At 59.0% G+C, this 19,776-nt stretch carries 13 protein-coding genes; 7 read left to right on the top strand and 6 right to left on the bottom strand.

Going from position 1 to position 19,776, the window contains the following annotated elements; translation table 11 throughout:
- Positions 1-708 (top strand): discoidin domain-containing protein (locus tag AABO57_08690; protein MEK6285803.1); only part of this gene is annotated, 708 nt, incomplete at its 5' end.
- Positions 709-900: 192 nt separating this feature from the next.
- On the opposite strand, the gene AABO57_08685 is transcribed toward AABO57_08690, so the two are convergent.
- Complete coding sequence (locus AABO57_08685) at positions 901-2,439, bottom strand: serine hydrolase (protein MEK6285802.1); 1,539 nt, start codon at positions 2,437-2,439, stop codon at positions 901-903.
- A gap of 251 nt (positions 2,440-2,690) precedes the next feature.
- Between AABO57_08685 and AABO57_08680 the strand changes: the two genes are divergently transcribed.
- Positions 2,691-3,860: a YncE family protein gene (locus AABO57_08680; GenBank protein ID MEK6285801.1), complete on the top strand. Its 1,170-nt coding sequence runs from the start codon at positions 2,691-2,693 to the stop codon at positions 3,858-3,860.
- 126 nt (positions 3,861-3,986) lie between these two features.
- Here AABO57_08680 and AABO57_08675 read toward each other — a convergent pair whose 3' ends face one another.
- From AABO57_08675 to AABO57_08655, 5 genes are all read right to left on the bottom strand, one after another.
- Positions 3,987-5,975 (bottom strand): Ig-like domain-containing protein, encoded by a 1,989-nt coding sequence (locus AABO57_08675; protein MEK6285800.1) that lies wholly within the window; start codon positions 5,973-5,975, stop codon positions 3,987-3,989.
- A 195-nt stretch (positions 5,976-6,170) separates the two neighbouring features.
- Entirely contained in the window at positions 6,171-6,473 is a 303-nt protein-coding gene (locus AABO57_08670; protein MEK6285799.1) for a hypothetical protein, read from the bottom strand.
- Complete coding sequence (locus tag AABO57_08665; GenBank protein ID MEK6285798.1) at positions 6,451-7,056, bottom strand: hypothetical protein; 606 nt, start codon at positions 7,054-7,056, stop codon at positions 6,451-6,453. The genes AABO57_08670 and AABO57_08665 overlap by 23 nt, the downstream gene beginning before the upstream one ends.
- Before the next feature lie 152 nt (positions 7,057-7,208).
- Positions 7,209-9,467: an isocitrate lyase ICL2 gene (gene aceA / locus AABO57_08660; protein MEK6285797.1), complete on the bottom strand. Its 2,259-nt coding sequence runs from the start codon at positions 9,465-9,467 to the stop codon at positions 7,209-7,211.
- A 16-nt stretch (positions 9,468-9,483) separates the two neighbouring features.
- Positions 9,484-11,367 carry a malate synthase gene (locus tag AABO57_08655; protein MEK6285796.1) on the bottom strand — a complete coding sequence of 628 codons (1,884 nt, stop codon included), beginning with the start codon at positions 11,365-11,367 and terminating at the stop codon, positions 9,484-9,486.
- A 557-nt stretch (positions 11,368-11,924) separates the two neighbouring features.
- On the opposite strand from AABO57_08655, the gene AABO57_08650 reads away from it, so the two are divergent.
- The 5 genes from AABO57_08650 to AABO57_08630 all read left to right on the top strand — a co-directional run bounded on the left by AABO57_08650 (position 11,925) and on the right by AABO57_08630 (position 19,773).
- Positions 11,925-13,457 carry a sigma-54-dependent Fis family transcriptional regulator gene (locus AABO57_08650; GenBank protein MEK6285795.1) on the top strand — a complete coding sequence of 511 codons (1,533 nt, stop codon included), beginning with the start codon at positions 11,925-11,927 and terminating at the stop codon, positions 13,455-13,457.
- A gap of 691 nt (positions 13,458-14,148) precedes the next feature.
- Entirely contained in the window at positions 14,149-14,307 is a 159-nt protein-coding gene (locus AABO57_08645; GenBank protein ID MEK6285794.1) for a hypothetical protein, read from the top strand.
- Between the two features lie 102 nt (positions 14,308-14,409).
- On the top strand, positions 14,410-15,921 hold the full coding sequence (locus AABO57_08640) for a PqqD family peptide modification chaperone (GenBank protein MEK6285793.1): 1,512 nt from the start codon (positions 14,410-14,412) through the stop codon (positions 15,919-15,921).
- A 62-nt stretch (positions 15,922-15,983) separates the two neighbouring features.
- The gene (locus AABO57_08635; protein ID MEK6285792.1) at positions 15,984-17,735 is read left to right on the top strand and encodes an ABC transporter ATP-binding protein; all 1,752 of its coding nucleotides are present in this window, start codon (positions 15,984-15,986) and stop codon (positions 17,733-17,735) included.
- Between the two features lie 31 nt (positions 17,736-17,766).
- Positions 17,767-19,773 carry a radical SAM protein gene (locus AABO57_08630; GenBank protein ID MEK6285791.1) on the top strand — a complete coding sequence of 669 codons (2,007 nt, stop codon included), beginning with the start codon at positions 17,767-17,769 and terminating at the stop codon, positions 19,771-19,773.
- Positions 19,774-19,776 lie beyond the last annotated feature (3 nt).

Below are 19,776 nucleotides of genomic sequence, written 5' to 3'. Positions count from 1 at the left end.
AATTATGAAGGGCTCGCGATCACCATCGATCTCGGAGGAGAGTACGAACTGTCGCGCGTGGTGCAGCTTCATGGGCGATGGGCCGAGGACTATCCGGTTGAATACAAGGTGGAAGTAAGTAGGCAGGCAAACGAAAGCAGGTTCCGCGAGGTATGGCGCGGTCCGGGAAAGGTAGGTCGCAGCGTAGCCCGATTCGAGCCGGTTGCGACGCGGTATATTCGTATCACCGCGCTTCGAAATAGAGATAGTAATCACTTGTGGTCGATAGCCGAGGTTCGTACCAACCTCGATCCAGAGGTTGTTGCGGACGAGGACGATGAGCGGCTCACCCGCCAAATAAGAAGCGTAACATCGCGAGGCTTCTCAAACGACGCCAGCGTCGCCGATGATAACAACACGACGCGCGCCACAACGAACAAGGCCAATTATGCCGGGAGCTGGCTGCAAGCGGACTTGGGTGGAAGCTACACCATTTCAAAGGTTGTGCTAATCCACGAGCCCGATGGCGAAGATTTCGCACGCCGGTACAAAATTGACGTGAGCTCGGATGGCGGACAGTGGCTAACCGTTTTTGAAGGTCGCGGGGAACCCGGTCGCTCTGGGGCAAGCTTTAATCCAGTTCGCGCCAGGTTCGTCCGTATTACGGCTATCTCTGAGCGTGATACTCAACACTGGTGGTCGATCTACCGGCTGAAGATATCAGGATAGTGGTGCAAAAGGGAGGCCGCGACCTCTCGGAGTTTTTGACCAATGGAGAATCCTCTTGCAACAAGCGACTCCCGCTTACCGAGGCCTCGAAGTGCGCACGGCAATCTTTGAAATCATAAATGAAGATGAAAGGTTCCTGGGCCTGCGTTTCAGTATCGCCGCCGTATGCGACGGCGTCGCCAAGATCGCAAATCATTTCTTCGGCACAGCCTCCATCAAGATCGCAAGCGATTTCTTGAACGACTGAGTTCCCTTGCTGCTGCCTCGATAATGCCCGAGCCTCACCACAACCAGATCATGCGAAGGAATTATCATCGTCCATTGCCCGCCGGCGCCGGCCATGAAATAAGCATCCTTCGGCACCGGATACCCTCCGTCGCCGTTGATCCAGAAGAACGCGCCGTAAACCGGGCGCTTGTCTGCTTCCCACGCCGGCGCAAGCGTGCTCACGAATTTCGCGAATCCCTCTGGCAGAATCCGCTCGCCCCGCCACACACCGTCCTGAAGATAGAGATTCCCGAGCCGGGCCCAATCGCGCCCCGATCCAAACTCGTACCCTTGCGTGAGAAAGTTTCCATGCGGATCAGTTTCCAGCACCATCGTCCTAACGCCGATCTTGTCGAACAGCGCGCGCTGCGGAAATGACAAGTACTCCTCGCCGCGCTTCTCGACCGCAAGTCGAATGAGATAGCTGATCAACGACGGATCGCAGTTGCGATAGCGACCCACCGTGTTTGGCGGCCACTGCTGCGGCCGAGTCGCGGCATATTGAAACGTGTTGATGCCACCGGTGTAGAAATACATATGATCGGGATAACCGAGCGTTGGATCATAGTCGGGGTCCTGAGGCGCTCGGATTCGCAAGCCGCTCGACATGCGCATGATGTCGGCGATGCGAATCTTGGCTCGCGGATCACCTGTGCTCTGCCATTCGGGAATGGGTGCCGGTTGCTGTAGGTCGTAGACGCCTTGTTTGACGAGTATGCCCATCAGCGTGGAGATCAGGCTCTTACCCATGGACCAGCTCTCGAGCGGAGTGCTCGCGGTGATGCCTTCTCGATAGCGCTCTGCGATTATGCGACCTTTCCACGTTACGACGAACGCCGCGGTCAGACCTTCTGCAGGTTCAAAGGCCGCGTCAATTGCTTGCTTGAGTTTCGCGGCGTTGATCTGGGAGGGCAGAGGTTCCTTGGGCAACACATCCCCCATCGGCCACCCTTGAGTTGAAGCATCCGGCAATTTACTTTTTACCGTTATAGGCTTAAAGCTCAGCGAGTCCTTGCCCGCGGGAAGCGTCACGCATCCTTGACTGCCAAGATACCTGGCGATGCGCTTCACTCCGCTGGGCGCGGCTACCGTGACGGTTTTGTTAGTTCGGTCGATCACCGGCTTGCCCAGCGTGTCTCGCTCCTCGAAAGGACCGGTGAAGCCGCCGATGTTCTTTGCGGCGAACTCGGGATCGAGCCCGGTGATAAACACCGCTGAGCAGATAACCTTCGCGTACCCCGACGCAGCGTGCTCAAGCGGGTCACCCGGAGGAGGCACGTAGGGCGTATTCAGCTCGAATGACTTGGCTCTCGCAATAAGCGCCTCTCGAGCTGGATTCCGCGCTTGCGTCTGTGCTTGCGCGGTACCACCGTCGTTTACTCCCAGTGTCCTCGTGTTTAGTATTGGAACGCTCAACAATACGGCTGTCAGTAGCAGCGCCAACCCCATCGCATGGATCCTCATTCTTTTACCTCCTCACACTTCCGCTTCCAACATTCTCGCGAAACTTGACTGACATCATATTTCAATTCGGATGACTAGGCGCTGACTGTACCCGACGCCGTGACCGCTTACAACCCCTGGAGTTTGTGACGAGCAAGTGAGAGACAACCGGCGAATGACTCTGCTCGGGATGCAGTGAAACGGCCTCCCTTGCTATCATCTTCCGGTTAGCTGAGGTTCCTACAATGACTCCAACAAGGTGCGAGAACCGAATGAATCAATGGCGGGCCTGTTTAATCATCCTCTTTCTCGCTCTACTCCCTACTCGCTTCTCTGGGACAACCGCCGCCGGACAAGCGCCGCGGCAAGACTATCTGGTCTATGTCGTCTGTGAGTCGGCCGACAAAATCGCGTTGATTCGTTTCGGGCGGCAAGGCGCCCATGTTGATAAGCTCATCGAAACCGGGTCGATGCCCAGCGATATCGACGGTCCCCACGGTATAGTCGTCTCGCCCGATAAACAGTTCTATTACGTATCGCTCGGTCACGGCCGCCCCTACGGTTCCGTTTGGAAATACTCGACTAAGGACAACACCGTTCTCGGCAAGGTAACGCTCGGTTTCTTTCCGGCTACTATGGATATTTCCAGTGACGGCGGGCTGCTTTACGTTGTCAATTTCAATCTTCACGGTGACATGGTTCCGTCTTCGGTTTCGATAGTTGCCACGGAACAGATGATCGAAGTCGCCCGCGTTCCGACATGCACCATGCCTCACGGCTCGCGCATCAACCCGCAAGGCACCAGGCAGTACTCAGCCTGCATGATGGACGACTTGTTGGTCGAGATCGATACGAACAGCCTGAAGGTCTCTCGCCACTTCGTCGTGACCAAAGGGAAAGAGAGTGGAATGAATGGCTCGCCGGCATCGCACGCGATGAGCGCGCATTCTACGCGCGATACGGGTGGTCACGGAATGGAACCGCCTAAACCCGGTGATACTTCTTGCTCGCCAACCTGGGCTCAACCATCAGCCGATGGAAAGTTCGTTCTGGTTGCTTGCAACAAGTCAGACGAGATCGTGGAAATCGAGGCGGCTAGCTGGAAAGTTACGCGAAGAATTGCTGCTCGGCCCGGCGTCTACAATCTGGCCGTCACCAAAGATGGCAAGCTCATCGCAACCAACAAACGCGATCAGTCCGTCTCGGTCTACGAGCTGAAGTCGGGGCGCGAGCTTGCGCGAATTCCAACAAAGCGCCGGGTCATCCACGGGGCAGTAGTCTCGCCCGACAATCGTTATGCGTTCATCTCGGTAGAAGGCGTAGGCTCGGAACCGGGAACGGTGGAAGTAATAGATTTGAGTTCTCTGAAAACGGTCGCGACCGTGGACCTGCCTGAGCAAGCGGCCGGCATTGACTTCTTCAAGATGGAACCCGCCAAGTGAACCTGTATGGGCGTCCCTCCGTGGGCGCCCCTCTTGGCAAAGATGGTCCCACTCATCAAAGAGGGGCGCCCACGGTGGGACGCCCGTACAGGTTTCATCAGCTTCATCGTAACAGCTATTGTTCTCTCAATCGCCGGGCGCGGTCGTCGAGCCCTTCTGTTTAGGCTTTCCGATCTTCACGATCCAAATGCCCGAGTTGATATCGTTAAAGAAGATCAAGTCGCGGTGCGGCTGAGCTCCCCAGGTAAAGGGCAGATTAGACCTGAACCCCGACGGATCCCCAGTCCAGAGCCGCCCGATCTCGCGTCCTTGCCTGTACAGGTCTCCTCTAAGCTCGCCCGAAACATCGACGACGCGAGCGCCACCCGAGTAGTAGCCCATACTCAGCACATCGTCCTTGACCCAGATGTTGTGCGCGCCGCCTTCGGGTACGGTGTAGTTCGCGACTTCTCTTGGATGATTGATATCGCTCACATCCACGACGTGAACGATTCCGCGCACTGGAATCCGTTTCTTCGACTGTATATCGAATATGGCCGGAAAGACCTCATCGCCGACGAAGACGTAGTTCTTATAGCGAAAGACCGCGTGCGCGCCGGCCAGCCAACCGTCGCCGTACAGCTCGTGGTAGTTCATCCGATATTGGCTGACTAACTGAGGCTTCTCCGGACTGCCGCCCTTGATGCCGCTGCCGACGTCCAGAATCACGAGTCCGTCTCTCCAATAAGCCAGATAAGCCAGTCCGTCTTTCACCTGAACGTCGTGGAGATATCGCCCAGCGGTCGACTCTTCACCGTCGGCGGCGGTTACCTGTCGCGCCAGCGGATTCTCAACTTGCCACCGCGCGACCTCCTTTGGATTCTTTACGTCTTGAAAGTCGATGACGCGCATCGAGCCCGTTGCGTCGTCGGTCAGGTACACGTAATGACTATCGATGAATGCGCTATGCACTCCGCCGGTAACCGTAGCCGTATAGTCAGAAATGACCTTCGGATGCGCGGGGTCGGATGTATTGAGAAACACGATTCCGTTCTTGCGATTTGATGCGCCCTCACGAGTGAGCACCGCGATCTTGCCGTCGGACGTCGTGCTTATGTCGTTGGTATGCCGGGCATCAACCTTCACCGTATCCGTCAGCTTCGGGTGAGCCGGATCCGAGACGTCATAAACCATCAGCTTGTCGGATATCGTCGACACATAAGCGAAATTGCCGATGATCCATTGTTCCGCAGTCTGAAAGTCTTTGATCAGTGCACGCCCAACCACTTCTAATTCGCGCTCCGTGTTTCGCGGTGTCACGATCACTGAAGCCAGCGCCTCGCGATCGCCGACCGAAGCGCTGACGACATAGGCGCCCGGTTTTTCGGCCACGAACGCGCCGTCGGGCTCAATCATCGCGCCGTCACCGCCAACCGCCCAGCGCACGTCACAACCGTTTATGGCTTTGCCTGCGCCATCGGTCGCGCCAGTGGAGAAACGAACTACATCTCCCGTTCGCGCATTCGCGGATCTCGGCTCAACACTGAGCGACTTGACCGAGTTTGCGGTCACCTCAACCGCCATCGTCGCGCTAGCTCGCTCGCAGGCCGCGGTGATGTTCGCTTTACCCGGTTTCAGTCCGATAACCAGTCCGGCGGCATCAACAGAGGCAATCGACGGATTATCGGAGGACCACGAGATCGCGACATCCGCTCGCGGATTACCTGTCGAAGTGCGAGCAGTCGCGTTCGGCCTCATGGCGCCGCCCACAACGACTTGATTCTTTGACGGGAGATCGATGCTCGTTACCGGCGCCGGCTTGACTCTGATTCGTATTGTGCCGACCTTGCCCGCGACCACTGCTCCAACTTGCGCCTCGCCGGGGTTGTAGAACGAAATGTTTCCCGAATTGTCGGCGCTGACCACATCGAACGGGGCGGCAAACCAGACCGCTGGCTTAACGTCGATTGTTTTACCCGACTCGTCTTTAGCTACCGCGGTCAATTTCAACTGCTGGCCGACCTCAGCTTCGGTCACCTTAGGCGTGACCTCGACGGTTTTCACAGGCGCCGACTGTTGCTGCGCCAAAGCGGCTGTAGCGATCATCGCGATAACACACAGAACCTTTAGCTTCACGCAGACACCTCCAGGAAATCCTCATTCGAATTTGGGGGATTCTATTCTTTGAACGGCGCCTTCGCAATCCTCTTAGCATGTCATTGCTCCCTGCCTCCCAGCCATTCTTCAAACCTTTTTATACATTGAGATCGACAACAAGGGCGGTCTGCCGCGTCTCCGGTCGCGCTTTATGTTGACCGGCGTCAACGACACCTACACACCGCGTGGCCCGGGCGTGTCAAACTCGAAGTGCCGAAGTCGGTCGACCTCGTCCTGGCTCACAAGGAGATTCTCGATAACGGTCTTCTCCGACCCCCGACCCTTCTCACCCACGCGGTCTACGCTCTTCGCCGTGAGCGTCGTCGTGTTCTCACACCCCTGGCACCGGTCCAGGTCGATTCGGAACCATTCTACGTCGTTCGGGCTTCGCGGCCCGAGCGTCGCAAGATAGGCGAAATCTTTGGACTCGAGGCGCCGCTTCAGCTCGTCGGCGTCAAACCCGTGAGCCTCGAGCACCCGCTTCTCCTCGACGCACCAGCGCTGACAGGTTTCGCAGAATGGCTCTTCCGCGACGTAGTTGCGCCCAAAAGAGCGAGACTCCGACGATGATCGCGGCCTCGCCAGCCCAGGCGATCCAGAGCACGAGTCCGGTCGGGGTCGACCCGCTGAGCTTCCACGCGCCGTGCCGATTGATGGCGTGGATCGTCGCCCACAGAGAAGCCGGGCTCGTGAGAAGGTGGACGAAGCCTACGTCCGCGCCAGGTTTGTCGAGGATCGCGCCGGGCCAGGCCGCCCACGCCACATAAAGCGCGACCACCGCGACGGCAGTCCCCGCAAGCGCGGCTGTCAGGTTGTTGCGCACTAGGCCCCGTACGAGCAGCTTTCCGGTGACGACGCCCGCCACGCTTCCCACGACGACGGCGGCAACCATGTTCAGGTAGACGAACGGGATCAGCGCGTCGAAGTACGCATAGACTGCCGCGAGCAGCGAGGCGACGACAGCGCCACCCGCGATCGCCACGACGAGGCCGCCCACGGGCGCACGGCCCGAGTGTGCGTAGTACGTACCTTTCGTCGTCACGGCACTCACGGCGGACATTATCCTCGGCACAGAGCGGATGGCCAAGCCAAATCGATGTGACTAGATGTGTGACAACCTGCGTCGCAGTGGCGGAAGCGTTTTCCGAATCGCAGGAGCGGCCTGGGATACATATTGCGCGTCATCGCTGTACTGCTATGAGCGAGTCGCTCCTATCTCTCCTTGCGAATCAGCCTCCCCAACGCCTCCTGATCCGGCGCCAATAGCTCGGAGATCCGCTGGTGGTCGACGTCGGCGACGATGATTTGGCCGACCTCGGTGTTGACCTCGCGGAAGATGCCGTGAGACTTCATCTTTGCGACCTGATACTGGTTGTCCTCCGTGGGTGTGACGTAGTGCACCGAGTCGGCCTTGAAGCGGTGCACCAGGAAAAGGTGGACGAGGGTCATCAGGCGCTTCTTGCGCAGCGACTCCCCAAAGGTGTTCTGGTCGCGCACCGAGAGGATGCTGCGGCCACGCCGGTCGTGGATGGGGGAGAAGATGACGTTGGCGAGCTTCTCCTCCCCACTGTCGTACACTCCGAGCTCGAGCAACTCCGAGCCGGCGCGGTGGGGCCGCATCTGGACGCGCAGCCCGCCGGGGAGCTCATAGTTCCGCGTCCACATCGCCAGCCACTCCTCGAGGAGCTTCTTGGGCACCTCGGTCTGTATCAGGTGCTGGTGCTGGGTCGAGCCCTTGCCCATCGCCATGGTCGTCGCCGTGCGCCCCGACGTCGCGGCCAATGCGGCGTCCGCGCGCGGTCCGCCAACAAGGGTCTGGGGCGTGCGGTAGGGAGACTCGACCATGCGAAGTTTTCGCTGCAGGCGGGCGAGGGCTAGCATGCCGTCCTGCTTGAGGGCGGTGGCTAACTCCTCGGCGGCCAGGCCGTCGATCTGGTGACCGCCGTAGGTGATGAAGTTGAACACGAAGCCCAGCTTGCCGAGCTCCTCGGGGAAGCGTCGCATTTCCTCGTCGCTCATGCCGGTGGTGTCCCAACTGAACGACGGCGAGAGGTTGTAGGCGAGCATCTTGTCGGGGAACTCGGCGTGGATCGCCTCGGCGAACTGGCGGGCGTCGGCGAGGTCGGCGGTCTTTGTCTCCATCCAGAGCAGGTCGGCGAACGGCGCCGCGGCGAGCGACTTGGCGATCGCGTAAGGAATGCCACCGCGCACCTGGTAGTACCCCTCGGGCGTCTTAGCCGCCTCGCAGTCCCACTCGATGTCGACGCCGAGTTCTCGCGCCTTGATGCGCGCGGCGTAGAGCGAGGCGCGCGCGGCGAAGCGCTGCCACTCGCCGGAGCTCGTCTCGAGCGGCTCGCCTTCGCTCTCGCGGAACTCGAGCACCTCGGCAACGGCCTCTCCGAAGGTCTCGAGGCCGGCCTCGTCCTCCCACACTTCGAGGAAGCGGGTGGCGACCCCGTCGAACATGGCGTCGAGCGATGTCTCCTTCCCCTCCCGGTAGATCGCCGCGGCCTCCGCGACCTGGCGGAATACGCCGCGCTGCTCGAGCCACTCGGTGGCGAAGGCGTGCTCGTCGTCGGCGATGGCGTAGAGCAGGTGGCCGTTGAGCTCGCGGACGCCCAGTTCGTAGAAACGTTGGATCAGCGCCAGGAAGCACACCTTGTAGGCCGGCACGTCGCGGTTGGTGGAGCCGAGTAGGAACGGCTGGTCGCGTTCGTCGCCGCGGCCGTCGATCAAGTTGGCCGCCTCGGCGTCGGTGCGAGCGACGATGATTCCGGGAACCCCCATGACGTCGAGCTGGAATCGGGCGGCGTTCAGGCGTTTGTTCTGCTCGTCTTGCGCCACGAGCACCTTGCCGCCCTGGTGACCGCACTTCTTGGTGCCGGGGCGCTGGTCCTCGATGTGGTAGCCCGGCACGCCGGCCTCGACGAAGCGACGGATCAGGTTGCGCACGTGCGGGTCGCCGCCGTGGCCTGTGTCGGCGTCCGCGATGATGAAAGGCCGGAAGTCGTAGGCCGGCGTCGCGGCGCGTTGGGCCTCGGTCATGCGCGTGCGCAGGTAATGCTGGTTGCGGTCAGCGGTGAGCAGGGCGCGCACGAGTGTCGCGGCTTCGTCGGGTACCTGGCTGAGCGGGTAGCTCGCGAGATCGGGTCCCGAGTCCTCGCTCGTGCCGCCCTTGGCGGAGGTCGCCCAGCCGCCGAGGTAGATCCCTTCGATCCCCATCCGCTTCATCGCCACCGCCTGCCCCGGCGAGTACGGACCAAAGGTCGTGATGCTCTTGCGCTCTGCGAAAAGCTGGCGCAAGCGGTCGTGGAACGCCGCCGCGGCCTCGCGCGCCACCGTGTAGTCGTGGGCGATCGTGCCCCGCTGCTCGACCACCTGGCGCGCGGTAAAGAGGCGAACGATGCCCGCGAATCTGGGGCTGTCGAACCACTGCTGGGTCGCGGCGACTTCATGCTCGAACGAACTCATGACGGGGCTCCTTGTTTCAGACGACAAAGTCCTGGTTCTCCGTGATCCGCGTCCCGTCCCGCTCGAAGGCTTCGACGTAGGCCTGTATGCGAGACCTGGCGGTGGCGAGATCGTGGATGCCGAGGTTGAGGTTCAAGAGATCGATGTACCAGGGCGGCTTGACGCGATTGGTGACGTACGTCGCGACGATCTCCCGCGCGATTGGCAATGTGGTCGCCTTCGAGTCGTCGTGGACGTCGCGGTCACGGGCGGCGAGCAGCTTATCGTACTCTTCGGCGAGCAACCTCGCGAAGAGCGCCGCGTCGAAGGTATCGCCGGCGCGGGCGCCGGTCGCGGGGTCGTCGCCGGTAACCTCCGCGCCCTTCTGCAGCCACTCCCAGAGGATGCTGACGCGGATCTCACCGGTCGCCATGTCCTCCATCAGGTAGAGCACGTCGTCGTCGCCGAAGAAGTCCGCCGGCTTGAGCGCCGCGGCCTGGAACCCCTGGGCGAACGCGTTGCCGTACTGCAGAGCGACGCTCAGCAGGTCGCGGGCGCCGCGGACGGTGCGCGGCGCCGGCTCGAGCAGCACCAGATCGTCGGCGTCCTCCTGCGTGTAGGTGAGCGGCGGAAACTCGCGCCCGAGCTGGTTGTCGGCGCCGGCCTCCTCCCACACCGGTCGCACGATGTGCACCATCTTCCAGTGCGCGACCCACTTGCCGCTAGCTCCCGCGCGCTGCTCGCGCTCGCCTCCGGCCTTCGCCTTGCGCATGCCTTCGGCGACGCCCGCTTCGGAGCCGACCGGGATGTTGGGCTCCATCCCGCCCTGCCAGAGGGCGCAGCGGCCGCTCTTGTCGGGAGTGTTCACCGCCCGGCGCACGCGGTCCTCGTAGTTTCGCATGTAGCCGTAGGTCATGCCGATGGCGTCGATGTTGGGGTTGATGAAGCCCGGGTCCCACGCCATCGCATCGGCGACACTGTTGATGTAGTCCCACCGCCCAGTGTTGAAGCCTACGAAGTGACGGCCGAGGGCGGCGCGGATCTCCATGAGCTGGAAGGCCGCTTCGATCTGCTCGACGAGGACGTAGGCCTTGATCGTGCCCACCGGCAGCTCGAGGTGCTGCTCGAGCGCCGCGAGCAGGTCGTTCCATAGCGCCGCCTCCTCGGCGGTCTGGATTTTCGGCAGGTAGAGGACGATCGATGCCCCCGCGTCGCGTAGGAGCTGGTGGTTGTTGACCACGTAGAGCGCGAGGTCCACGATCGAGGCGGAGAAGCCGGTGCCGTCCACCTCGCGCACGTGGCGGTCGTCGAGGTGCAGACCGCGAGCGCGGAAGATCTTGGTGGTGAAGTCGAGCTGTTGGCGCCAGTCGGCGACGATGGGCCGCCCGAAGAAGTCTTGCGCCCACTGGTTCATCTCGGCGGCGACTTCTTCGGCGACAGTCAGAAAACGCGGGTCTTTGGCGATCGCGAGGAGGAGGTTGCGCTGGTTGTCGAGCGACATGTTATCGACCTGCCCGAGGGCGTCCTCGCCGTCGAACATCCAGCCGTCGGCGCCCGAGAGGAGCGCGTAGGCGGCGTTGCGCAGGCCGCTCTCGGTGCTCGCCCTCGGCCTGGCAGCGGGCCCGGTGCCCTGGATCCACTGGCGTTTCAGATCGGCCGGGATCTCGCTCCCCTCGAAGTTGCCGTCGCGGGCGTCCTGAACCCGGATGTTCGTGCGCGGGATCAGAGTCTGGGGTTCGAGGAAGGCGATGCGTTGGCGGTCGCGCTCTCGCGTCAGTCGCCGCGCGATGCGCTTTGCCATCAGCTCGCGCCGGTCACGGTTGAGCGGCGCCAGGACCTCCAACGCCTCAAGGGCAGCCGAGGTGTAGACGTCTGGGTACGCCTCAAGCACGCTGTTGCGGTAGTCGAGTCTTCGAGTCATCTGCTTCTCGTCCCCAGAACTTATGTTACAGAGCGATCTGAACCCATTGCGGAGAAACGCGCGTTTGAACTGAGCCGCCGCATTCGTTGAGTGCTCTGGACCCATCCTCGTTCTTCATGTTTTTCTGGAAATGTGCGCATCGTATAGATTTTGATTTTCGCGTCTTTCTTGCTCCAATACAAGATGAGAACGGTTATCTTGCATTCGAGGAGCACTTCAAGATCTCAAGGGTCAATATACTGACGCATCCCCGCCGAAATATTGTAACTTGACACACCCTCCAGAAGAGGGCTATGATAAGCTCGCCTTAGCGGATCCGGGTTGCGCCGAGAACCGAGAGGTTCGCGAGTTGTCCTAAACCTCGCCTGATTGACGATACTCGCGAGTGGGTTTGTTTTGAGTTTCCCAGCACGCCAAGATTGAATAATCCGCTTTGATGAAGCGCAAGCAGTTCGGTTACTGCTTATCAGCCACTAAGCAGTCCCGCGTGCACAGAAGACAGTCGCTCTGGGGCTTCGGCCCGGCGATTTGAGTCGCCCACGCCACAGGTAATTAAGATGCATCAAGGATATGCTCCAGAATACGATATGCTCTCTAGCCTATTGATGCTTGCTGGCCGTCCCTCGACTCAGCTAGACGCCATCCTCCAATTCTCATTGGAAAAGGCTCTTAGCATGACTGCGTCTGATATCGGCGGCGTGATTCTCTTCTTTGACATAACTGGTAAAGAGCCGGTGATTCTGGCTTCTGGGCTGCGTGGCGAGTTGGCTGAACCGACGGCCAATCTGTTAAAGATATGGTGGGCGAGACCAGCTAATCTCGCTACTACCGTCCTTGAAACAGGTCTTCACCATCGCGTCGATGATTATCGCCGGGGCACAGCTTCATTCCCTTTGTTTTTAGGCGGTCGCTCATCGCTGTGGGTACCATTGCTGGACGCGAAAAAAGTGGTTGGCTGCATCCATGTCGAATCGTCCCGGCCGCGGTGCTACGGTGATTTCCACTTGCAAAAGCTTCAGACCATGGCAATCGACATCGTGATTGCGATCGAGCGGCTCGTGTTGAGGGAAGACGCTGCAAAGTCCGGAACACCGCTCGATATCGTTGGAGTCAGTCCAGCCTTTCTAGACCTGGAACGTCAGATCAAACGTGCCGCGGCTAACTCGAGCGGCGCCGTGCTCATCACAGGCGAGCGCGGAAGTGGCAAGGAATTGGCTAGTAGAGCAATTCATTCCTGGGGGAAGCGTCGCGGCAAACCCTTCATTCCGGTGCTGGCTTCCACTTTGACCGAAAGCCTGTTTGCCGATGAACTGTTCGGCCATACGAAACATGCGTTCACTGGCGCCCATCAATCCCGATCAGGAAAGTTTCTGGCGGCGGACGGTGGAACTCTCTTCCTCGATGAGGTGGGAGATATGCCCGCTGTCATTCAGTCATCCTTACTGCGCGTGATCGAACGAGGTGAGGTCACGAGAGTCGGTTGCGACCTTCCTTTTCGCGTTAATGTCCGCGTGGTCGCGGCGACCAACCGGGATCTGTCCAAGTTGATTGATCAAGGAAAATTTCGAGCAGATCTTTGCGACCGCCTCTCAGTGTTCGAAATCCGGGTCCCTGCCCTTAGAGAACGCCGGAGCGATATCCCATTGCTGGTCAGTCATTTTCTCAAAAAGTATTGCGAGCAAGTAGGCCGGGATTTCATGTTCGCTGGAAGGAGCGGTTGCACCGTCTGTAAGTTCGCCAACCCCGCGAGTTGTGCGACGGGTGAATTCTATCAGGCCCTGGAGGCCTACGATTGGCCGGGAAACGTGCGCGAACTGGCGAACCTGATTGTTCGACTGCTCGCCACTGTTCCCGATGAGATTCTCGATGCGAAGCATCTGCCGGAGCAATACCGGCATCCTCAGGCTGCGAAAGCTCCCGTCTCTCCCGCAATAGATTTGGCTTTGGACACGCAGACGAGAAGTCACATCGAGCGGGTGCTTCATATGGTCGATCACAATGAGAGCCGAGCCGCCCGGATTCTCGGGATTCCTCGTTCGACTCTACGCAGCAAAATCAAGAAACTGGGCATTGAGAGCAAGCGGACCTGAGGTCTGCTGCCGTGCTAACGTTGCTGGGGCGGTGCGACTCCGCGATTCTGTTCGAACACGTGGATCCGGATGAATACCTTGCGCCACGAATAAACCTGTCGCTGTCTCAATTGCCCCCCAGTGTCTCCTCCGTCCTGAACTGGCCGAAGAAAGAACCCGCACGCTTTGGCGATCCGCCCGCAGTCTTCTTCTGGTCTCAACCCGCACGGTGAATTCTACTCTTTAAGGATGGAAATTCTCTTGATCGTACTACCTGGAGGCGGAAGTAGCGACATTTCGCTATTGCCTGGCGATCTATCGCCGGCAAGCTAATCTGCTTGAGATCACGAGATCGACCACGTTCTCTCTGTTTAATCACCCTCCGGTTGGCGACATACAGCCAATCGAATTCTGAGAGACTCGATTCGCCCTGACGGCGCGATTGACGCAAGGTTTGTTGGATCAACACGTTCAGCATTTTCTGAGTAGCAGATGTCACCTTGGTGCGAGAATTGCCTCTCACTTTACCGCACGAACAGTGGGCTTGTGGCTGATTGAGGAGCCGATTCTGAAAGCGACTCGTGACATCTATCGAGTTGGATGTCAGGCCGGAACAAACGTTGAGCCGGGGAGCCGCGCCGATCGGGGTTTGCCTTCAATCGCTCACAATCCTAAATCCATAATCCTGAATTCATAAGAAAGGAGGGGTACAATGCCATACGAACCACCGAAGGGCCTATCTGACACACAGGTCCTTTCTTCAATTCTCGAGATGTCAGCCATAGCTCCCGGCCACACCCACAAGCATGGGAGTGGAGCGTCCGTGAGCTTCGACAGCGACAGCGACACAACTCCTGTCCTGCTCGACTAAGCTGTTTAACCATAACCATGCCCCATGGGCAGGGACTCTTACTTCACCTGTGGGGCATGTCAAATCACCGCCGGTTGTATTCCGAAGGAAGGAGACACTCTGATGAGCAGATGCGCCAAGTCCTATGAAATTTCATCGATCGGCGAGAGCGATCTCTCTGAGCAGTCGATCCCGGTTCTGACGGGCGGAACCAGCCTTGAGGAGAGGTTGGATGAGGCCGGGGGGAAGCACTATCGCGCGATCAATCCATCGTACGCCACCGTCGCACTGATCAATCACACCGGGTACAAGATCATGCAGCGTCTCAACGGCCTCTTGACGATCGCCGATATCGCTCAGGCTCTCTCGCGTGAGCATGGCGTGGAGCCGGCCAACACGTTGGCGGACGTCAAGCAGTTCGTAGCTCTGGGTCTGCGGCAAAAAATGGTGTACTTCCGTGGTGAAGAACCGCCGGAGGTCCTGGAAGTCACCTCTGCGACAGGTCCGCAGGAGGTGTGGCTGAATATCACCAACGCATGTAATCTCCGCTGCGTACACTGCTTCCGCGAGAGCGGGAAGAGATTCGCCGACGAGATGTCAACCGAGGAGATCGCCCGCGTAATATCGAGCATCAAGGCGTTGAAAGTCGGTTACGTAGTGATTTCCGGAGGTGAGCCGTTTCTCCGGCCGGACATCTTCGAGATTCTCGAAGAACTCAAACGCAACGAAATCACGGTGCTGCTTATTACCAATGGCACACTGATCAATGAAGCTGAAGCCAAACGCCTTGGGGAAATCAGGCCCTGGATCATCCAGGTAAGCCTGGACGGAAGCACGGCTGAAATCCACGACCGAATTCGCGGGGCTGGGACCTTTGACAAAACGATCGCGGCCATCCGCCTTCTCGTAGCGGAGAATCTCGACGTCAGGATGTATCCGACTATCCATCGCTGGAACATCCGTGACCTCATAAACATCAAGAAACTCGCTCGTTCGCTGCGGCCGAACTTTGACCACTTCGCGTTTGCTCAATACCACCCGACTGGCCGCGGAAAGGACTACCAGGACGAACTGGATATTCCGGACGAAGAGTTCGAACAGATCCTCGGAGAACTTCTGGGTGAAGAAGTGAAGAACTACAATCTGGCGTCAGACGAGGCCGAGGATCTAACCAGTTATCTGCCGACGAGAACTCCCTACGGCGCGCGAAAGACAAACTGCGGCCTCGGTTATGGAGTGATGAGCGTTGACCCGGACGGCAAGGTCTATCCGTGCCAATGGCTGCACTTTCCCGAGTTCATGCTTGGCGACCTTCACGAAAAGAGCCTCGAGGATCTGTATTTCTCCTCTCCCGTTGTCCAGCGATGCCGCTCTATCCGGGTCGATCACGACATAAAGGGGTGCGTGGAGTGCGAGTTTAAATATTTCTGCGGCGGCGGGTGCCGGGCCAAAGCCCTGACTTACAGCGGCGACATACGCGGGAAAGACCCCTCGTGTCATCAGTACCTCGCCGGCTACACGGCCGGGCTCTGGGCGCAGTCCGTCTGGGCGACGACCCCGTGTAAGGACCTGAACAATGCCGCCGCCGGCGTCGACAACCAGAAGGGGGAATCATGCGCGCAAGTCTCCTCCTAGCGTCCCCGCATGCGTTCCCTCTTGGTCCTTGAACGCTCTTCGAAGAAAGCTATGGCGACCTCATGATTTGGTCAATTTCCGATAGTGTGCGAACGATAGCCCCGTTCATAAAGCCGTACTGGAAACGCGGGCTGTTCCTGTGCATCTGCCTGACGTTTATTGCCGCTCTCCGTCTGCCGGGCCCGTTTCTAACGCGATACTTGATCGACGTCGTCATCCCGCAACGGTCCCACAATACGCTGACCCTGATTGGCGTGTCGCTGGCTCTGATATATGTGCTCCACTGCATGTTCCACTTGAGCAAGGGGCTGCTACTTGTCCGGTTCAAAGAGCGCGTGCTCTATGATCTGCAAACCCATCTTTGGAGGCACATCCTATCCCTTCCATTGCCCTTCTTTCAGAAGCACCAGTCCGGTTACATCGTCTCCCGGTTGACTAGCGAAGCTCGCAATGTCGAGCACATGCTGACGGACACCGCGTTTGGATTGCTTGTGGACCTCGCCACATTCGTGTTCGGCCTGGTTGCATTGCTATCGTTCGATGTTCGCCTAACTCTCATTTCGCTGAGCGTGTTGCCAGTCTACATATTAAGCCAGGCCTGGTTCGGCAGCAGAATCAAGCAGCGCACCAAAGATCTCCAGGAAAGCGCTGCGCAGCAAGGCGGCAATATTCAGGAGAAGATCTCGGGCGTGGTTGTGATCAAGGCTTTCAACCAGGAGAAGCGCGAGGTGCATCAGCACGCTCGATTCCTCCACATGGTGATAAAAGGAAAAGTGAAAATCACCATGATGCTGTACCTGTTCACGGGAACATCCGCTCTGTTTGGCAGCGTTGCGCCGCTATGCGCGCTGTGGTACGGGAGCAGCCAGGTAATGGCTGGAAACCTCTCGCTGGGCACAATCATCGCTTTCATGAGCATCCTGGGTTACCTCTTCGGCCCGACGAACCGTGTGATCGAGCTCAACATGCAGATCAAACAGGCGAGCGCGAGCATCGAACGGATCAAAGAACTGTTGATCATTCCGCCGGAGGACGATCCCGCTGAGGCCGAAGGCGACATCGAAATCAAACAGGGAGACATCGTCTACCGTAATGTGACATTCTCATACGAGTTTGCTCCGATTCTAACGGATGTTTCGATGCGCGCCAAACCCCGCCAGATTCTGGCGATCGTGGGCTCCAGTGGATCGGGCAAGAGTACGCTCTTGAATCTCTTGCCGCGGTTCTATTCCCCGCAGAGCGGCGAAGTGCTGATCGACGGCCACGACATCCGCGAGTTCTCGTTGAAATCCCTGCGCAGGCAGATCGCGGTGGTTGACCAGGACACTATCCTGTTCGATGGCTCCATCCACTACAACATCGCTTATGGCCGGCGCAGCGCCACCAGGGCGGACGTAATCGCCGCCGCCAAACTCGCCAATGCGCACGATTTCATAATGAGGCTGTCGTCTGGATACGACACTCAAGTCGCCGAGCGCGGGTCGAACCTGTCAGGCGGTGAAAAGCAGCGGCTGGCGATCGCCCGCGCCATTCTCCTGGAGAGCAAAGTCCTGCTCCTTGACGAGGCTACTTCCTCTCTTGACTCCGAATCCGAAGCTCTCATCCATGACTCGTTGGCGAAGATTCGAACCCGCATGACTACTATCGTGGTCGCCCACAAGCTTTCGACGGTGCTTCAAGCCGATACGATCGTGGTGATTGATCATGGCCGTGTGGTCGCCGAAGGAGGCCACGACTACCTCGCTTCCCACTCGCCGAGATACCGCGCCTTGTTCGAAGCGCAGTTGGGCACGATTCAACATAACGCTGCCTGATACAGTGACGAACGCAAAGGGAGGAACCCACATGCTGAGCACTGCCACACTCATCACACAGAATTATCGGAAGCTCGAGTCGCCGCCGCTCGGAACCCTGGTGGTGGCAGAACGGTTGCAGGAGTTAGGGGTGAAGGTAGAGCTGTTCGACTTAGCCGAGCACTGGCTCGCGGAAGAGTCCGTTGGACAGGCGTGCCGCCATTGCGCCGATCTCCTCGCCCAAGAATCTTCCGAGTTTTTTGGGTTCAGTACCATTGCTGGAGTCATGCCCATCACCGTCCAGATCGCGCTTGAACTGCGCGCGCGCCGCCCGGATTCCGTCATCGGTTTCGGAGGCCCCGGCGTCAGCGCTGTTTCCCGGGCGTTCGCAATCGAGTTTCCCGAGTTCGATTTTATTCTTCAAGGAGAGGTGGAGGGCGCTCTTCCTGCCTTCGTGGAAACCTTCGGCTTATCGGAATTCAATTCCTGCCCCAACCTCGTAATGCGCAATGGAGGCGCGAGCGGCGAAGCGGATTCAGTCCTGGTCAACCCTCTGGCCCCTCTCCCCAATTCCTTTCCCACCCCTTCATACAAACGCTGGGGTTACGGGAATGGCTTCTCCGTAGCGCCCGTCGAGGTGGGCCGTGGTTGTCCTTACAACTGCAAGTTCTGCTGCACGAGCGCCTTCTTCTCGCGCCAGTACCGCATCAAGGACGCGCCAAACTTGATCGCCGAGCTCGATCATTTGCTGACGGAGTTCCAGCCGCAACAAGTCAGTTTCGTTCACGATCTCTTCACCGTCGACGATAAGCGGGTGGCCCACATCTGCCAGGAGTTGATCCGGTCCAACGTCAAAGTGAGCTGGCAGTGTTCTTCTCGAATAGGATGCATCTCGGAAGAACTTATCGATCTGATGGCAAGAGCAGGGTGTCAGAACATTGTGTTCGGGATTGAGACCGGCTCCCGCAGGATGCAGAAGATAATCGGGAAGAACCTTCCAGTTGAACGCACCTTCGACGTCGCGGAGGCGTGCGCCGCCCGTGGAATCGCGGCAGGGTGCAGTTTCATCCTCGGATTCCCTGAGGAAACCAAGGCGGACCTCAGCGAGACGCTTGAGCTGTGGATGGACCTGATGGCGATCCGTGATACCGAACCGCACGGCGCGATCCTGGCCGCGCTGGGCGGAACGGGCTACTATGGCGAGCACTTTGAACAGTCCCAATTCACCGAGCTGCACACCCGCGCGCTGCCCGCCAGGAGCGGCGTGTCATCGGATGAGGCCGGCCTGATCCGCGCGCACCCTCACGTCTTCCCGGAGTTCTACGCGCTCCCGTACGCGCCGCTTACGCGTTTACAACTCAAGCTGGCCGAAGAATTCATGAACTCCGCGGGCAAGACGATTCGATATCTGCTCGTCGGACTGCGTCGAATGCGGATGTCCGGGATCGACATCGTGCTTCAATGGTTCGACTATGCAGGACTCGACATGCTGGCGAAAATGGGAGAGGATTACTTTTCCACAGCGGGTTTCGTGAGGAGCTTTATGATGTTCTATCGTAGTGTCCTCGAGTCTGCAACGCTGCCACAGGCCGAACGTCTCTTTCTCGGCGGGCTGGCCGCTGCCTACGATGTGATGGATCGAGAGCAGCCGCAAATTGACCCGCTCGACGGGCCTGTATTGACTGCGGGAGCGTGCGTGGTTAAAGGCAATGTCTCCATCAACCACCTCCCCCTCCGGCTGCGGCCCGATGTCATGCCGGAAGAGGCGCTGCTCCCTACCTGGTATTTGCATCTCACTCGCGCCGGACGCTGCAAGACCTTCGAGTTGCATCAGACGTTGGGGGAAGTTCTGTCACATTGTGATGGCCGAACTTCGATAGAAGAGATTGCCCGTCGCGTCGGGGTTCTTGGGGAAGGCCGCCGCAACGAGGCCGCCGTGGAATACTTAATGACCAACTTAGCCTCAGAAGGCTACGTGCATATGCCGTCGAGAGTCGGCCGGGCAGCAGGCGCCGATCGAACTCAGGAATTCACGCGCACCAACGCGCAGTTCTTGTGAGAA

The sequence above is a fragment of the Acidobacteriota bacterium genome, from assembly GCA_038040445.1.
Taxonomy (GTDB): domain Bacteria; phylum Acidobacteriota; class Blastocatellia; order UBA7656; family UBA7656; genus Onstottus_A; species Onstottus_A frigus.
This window is presented reverse-complemented; position numbering and strand designations above follow the sequence as displayed.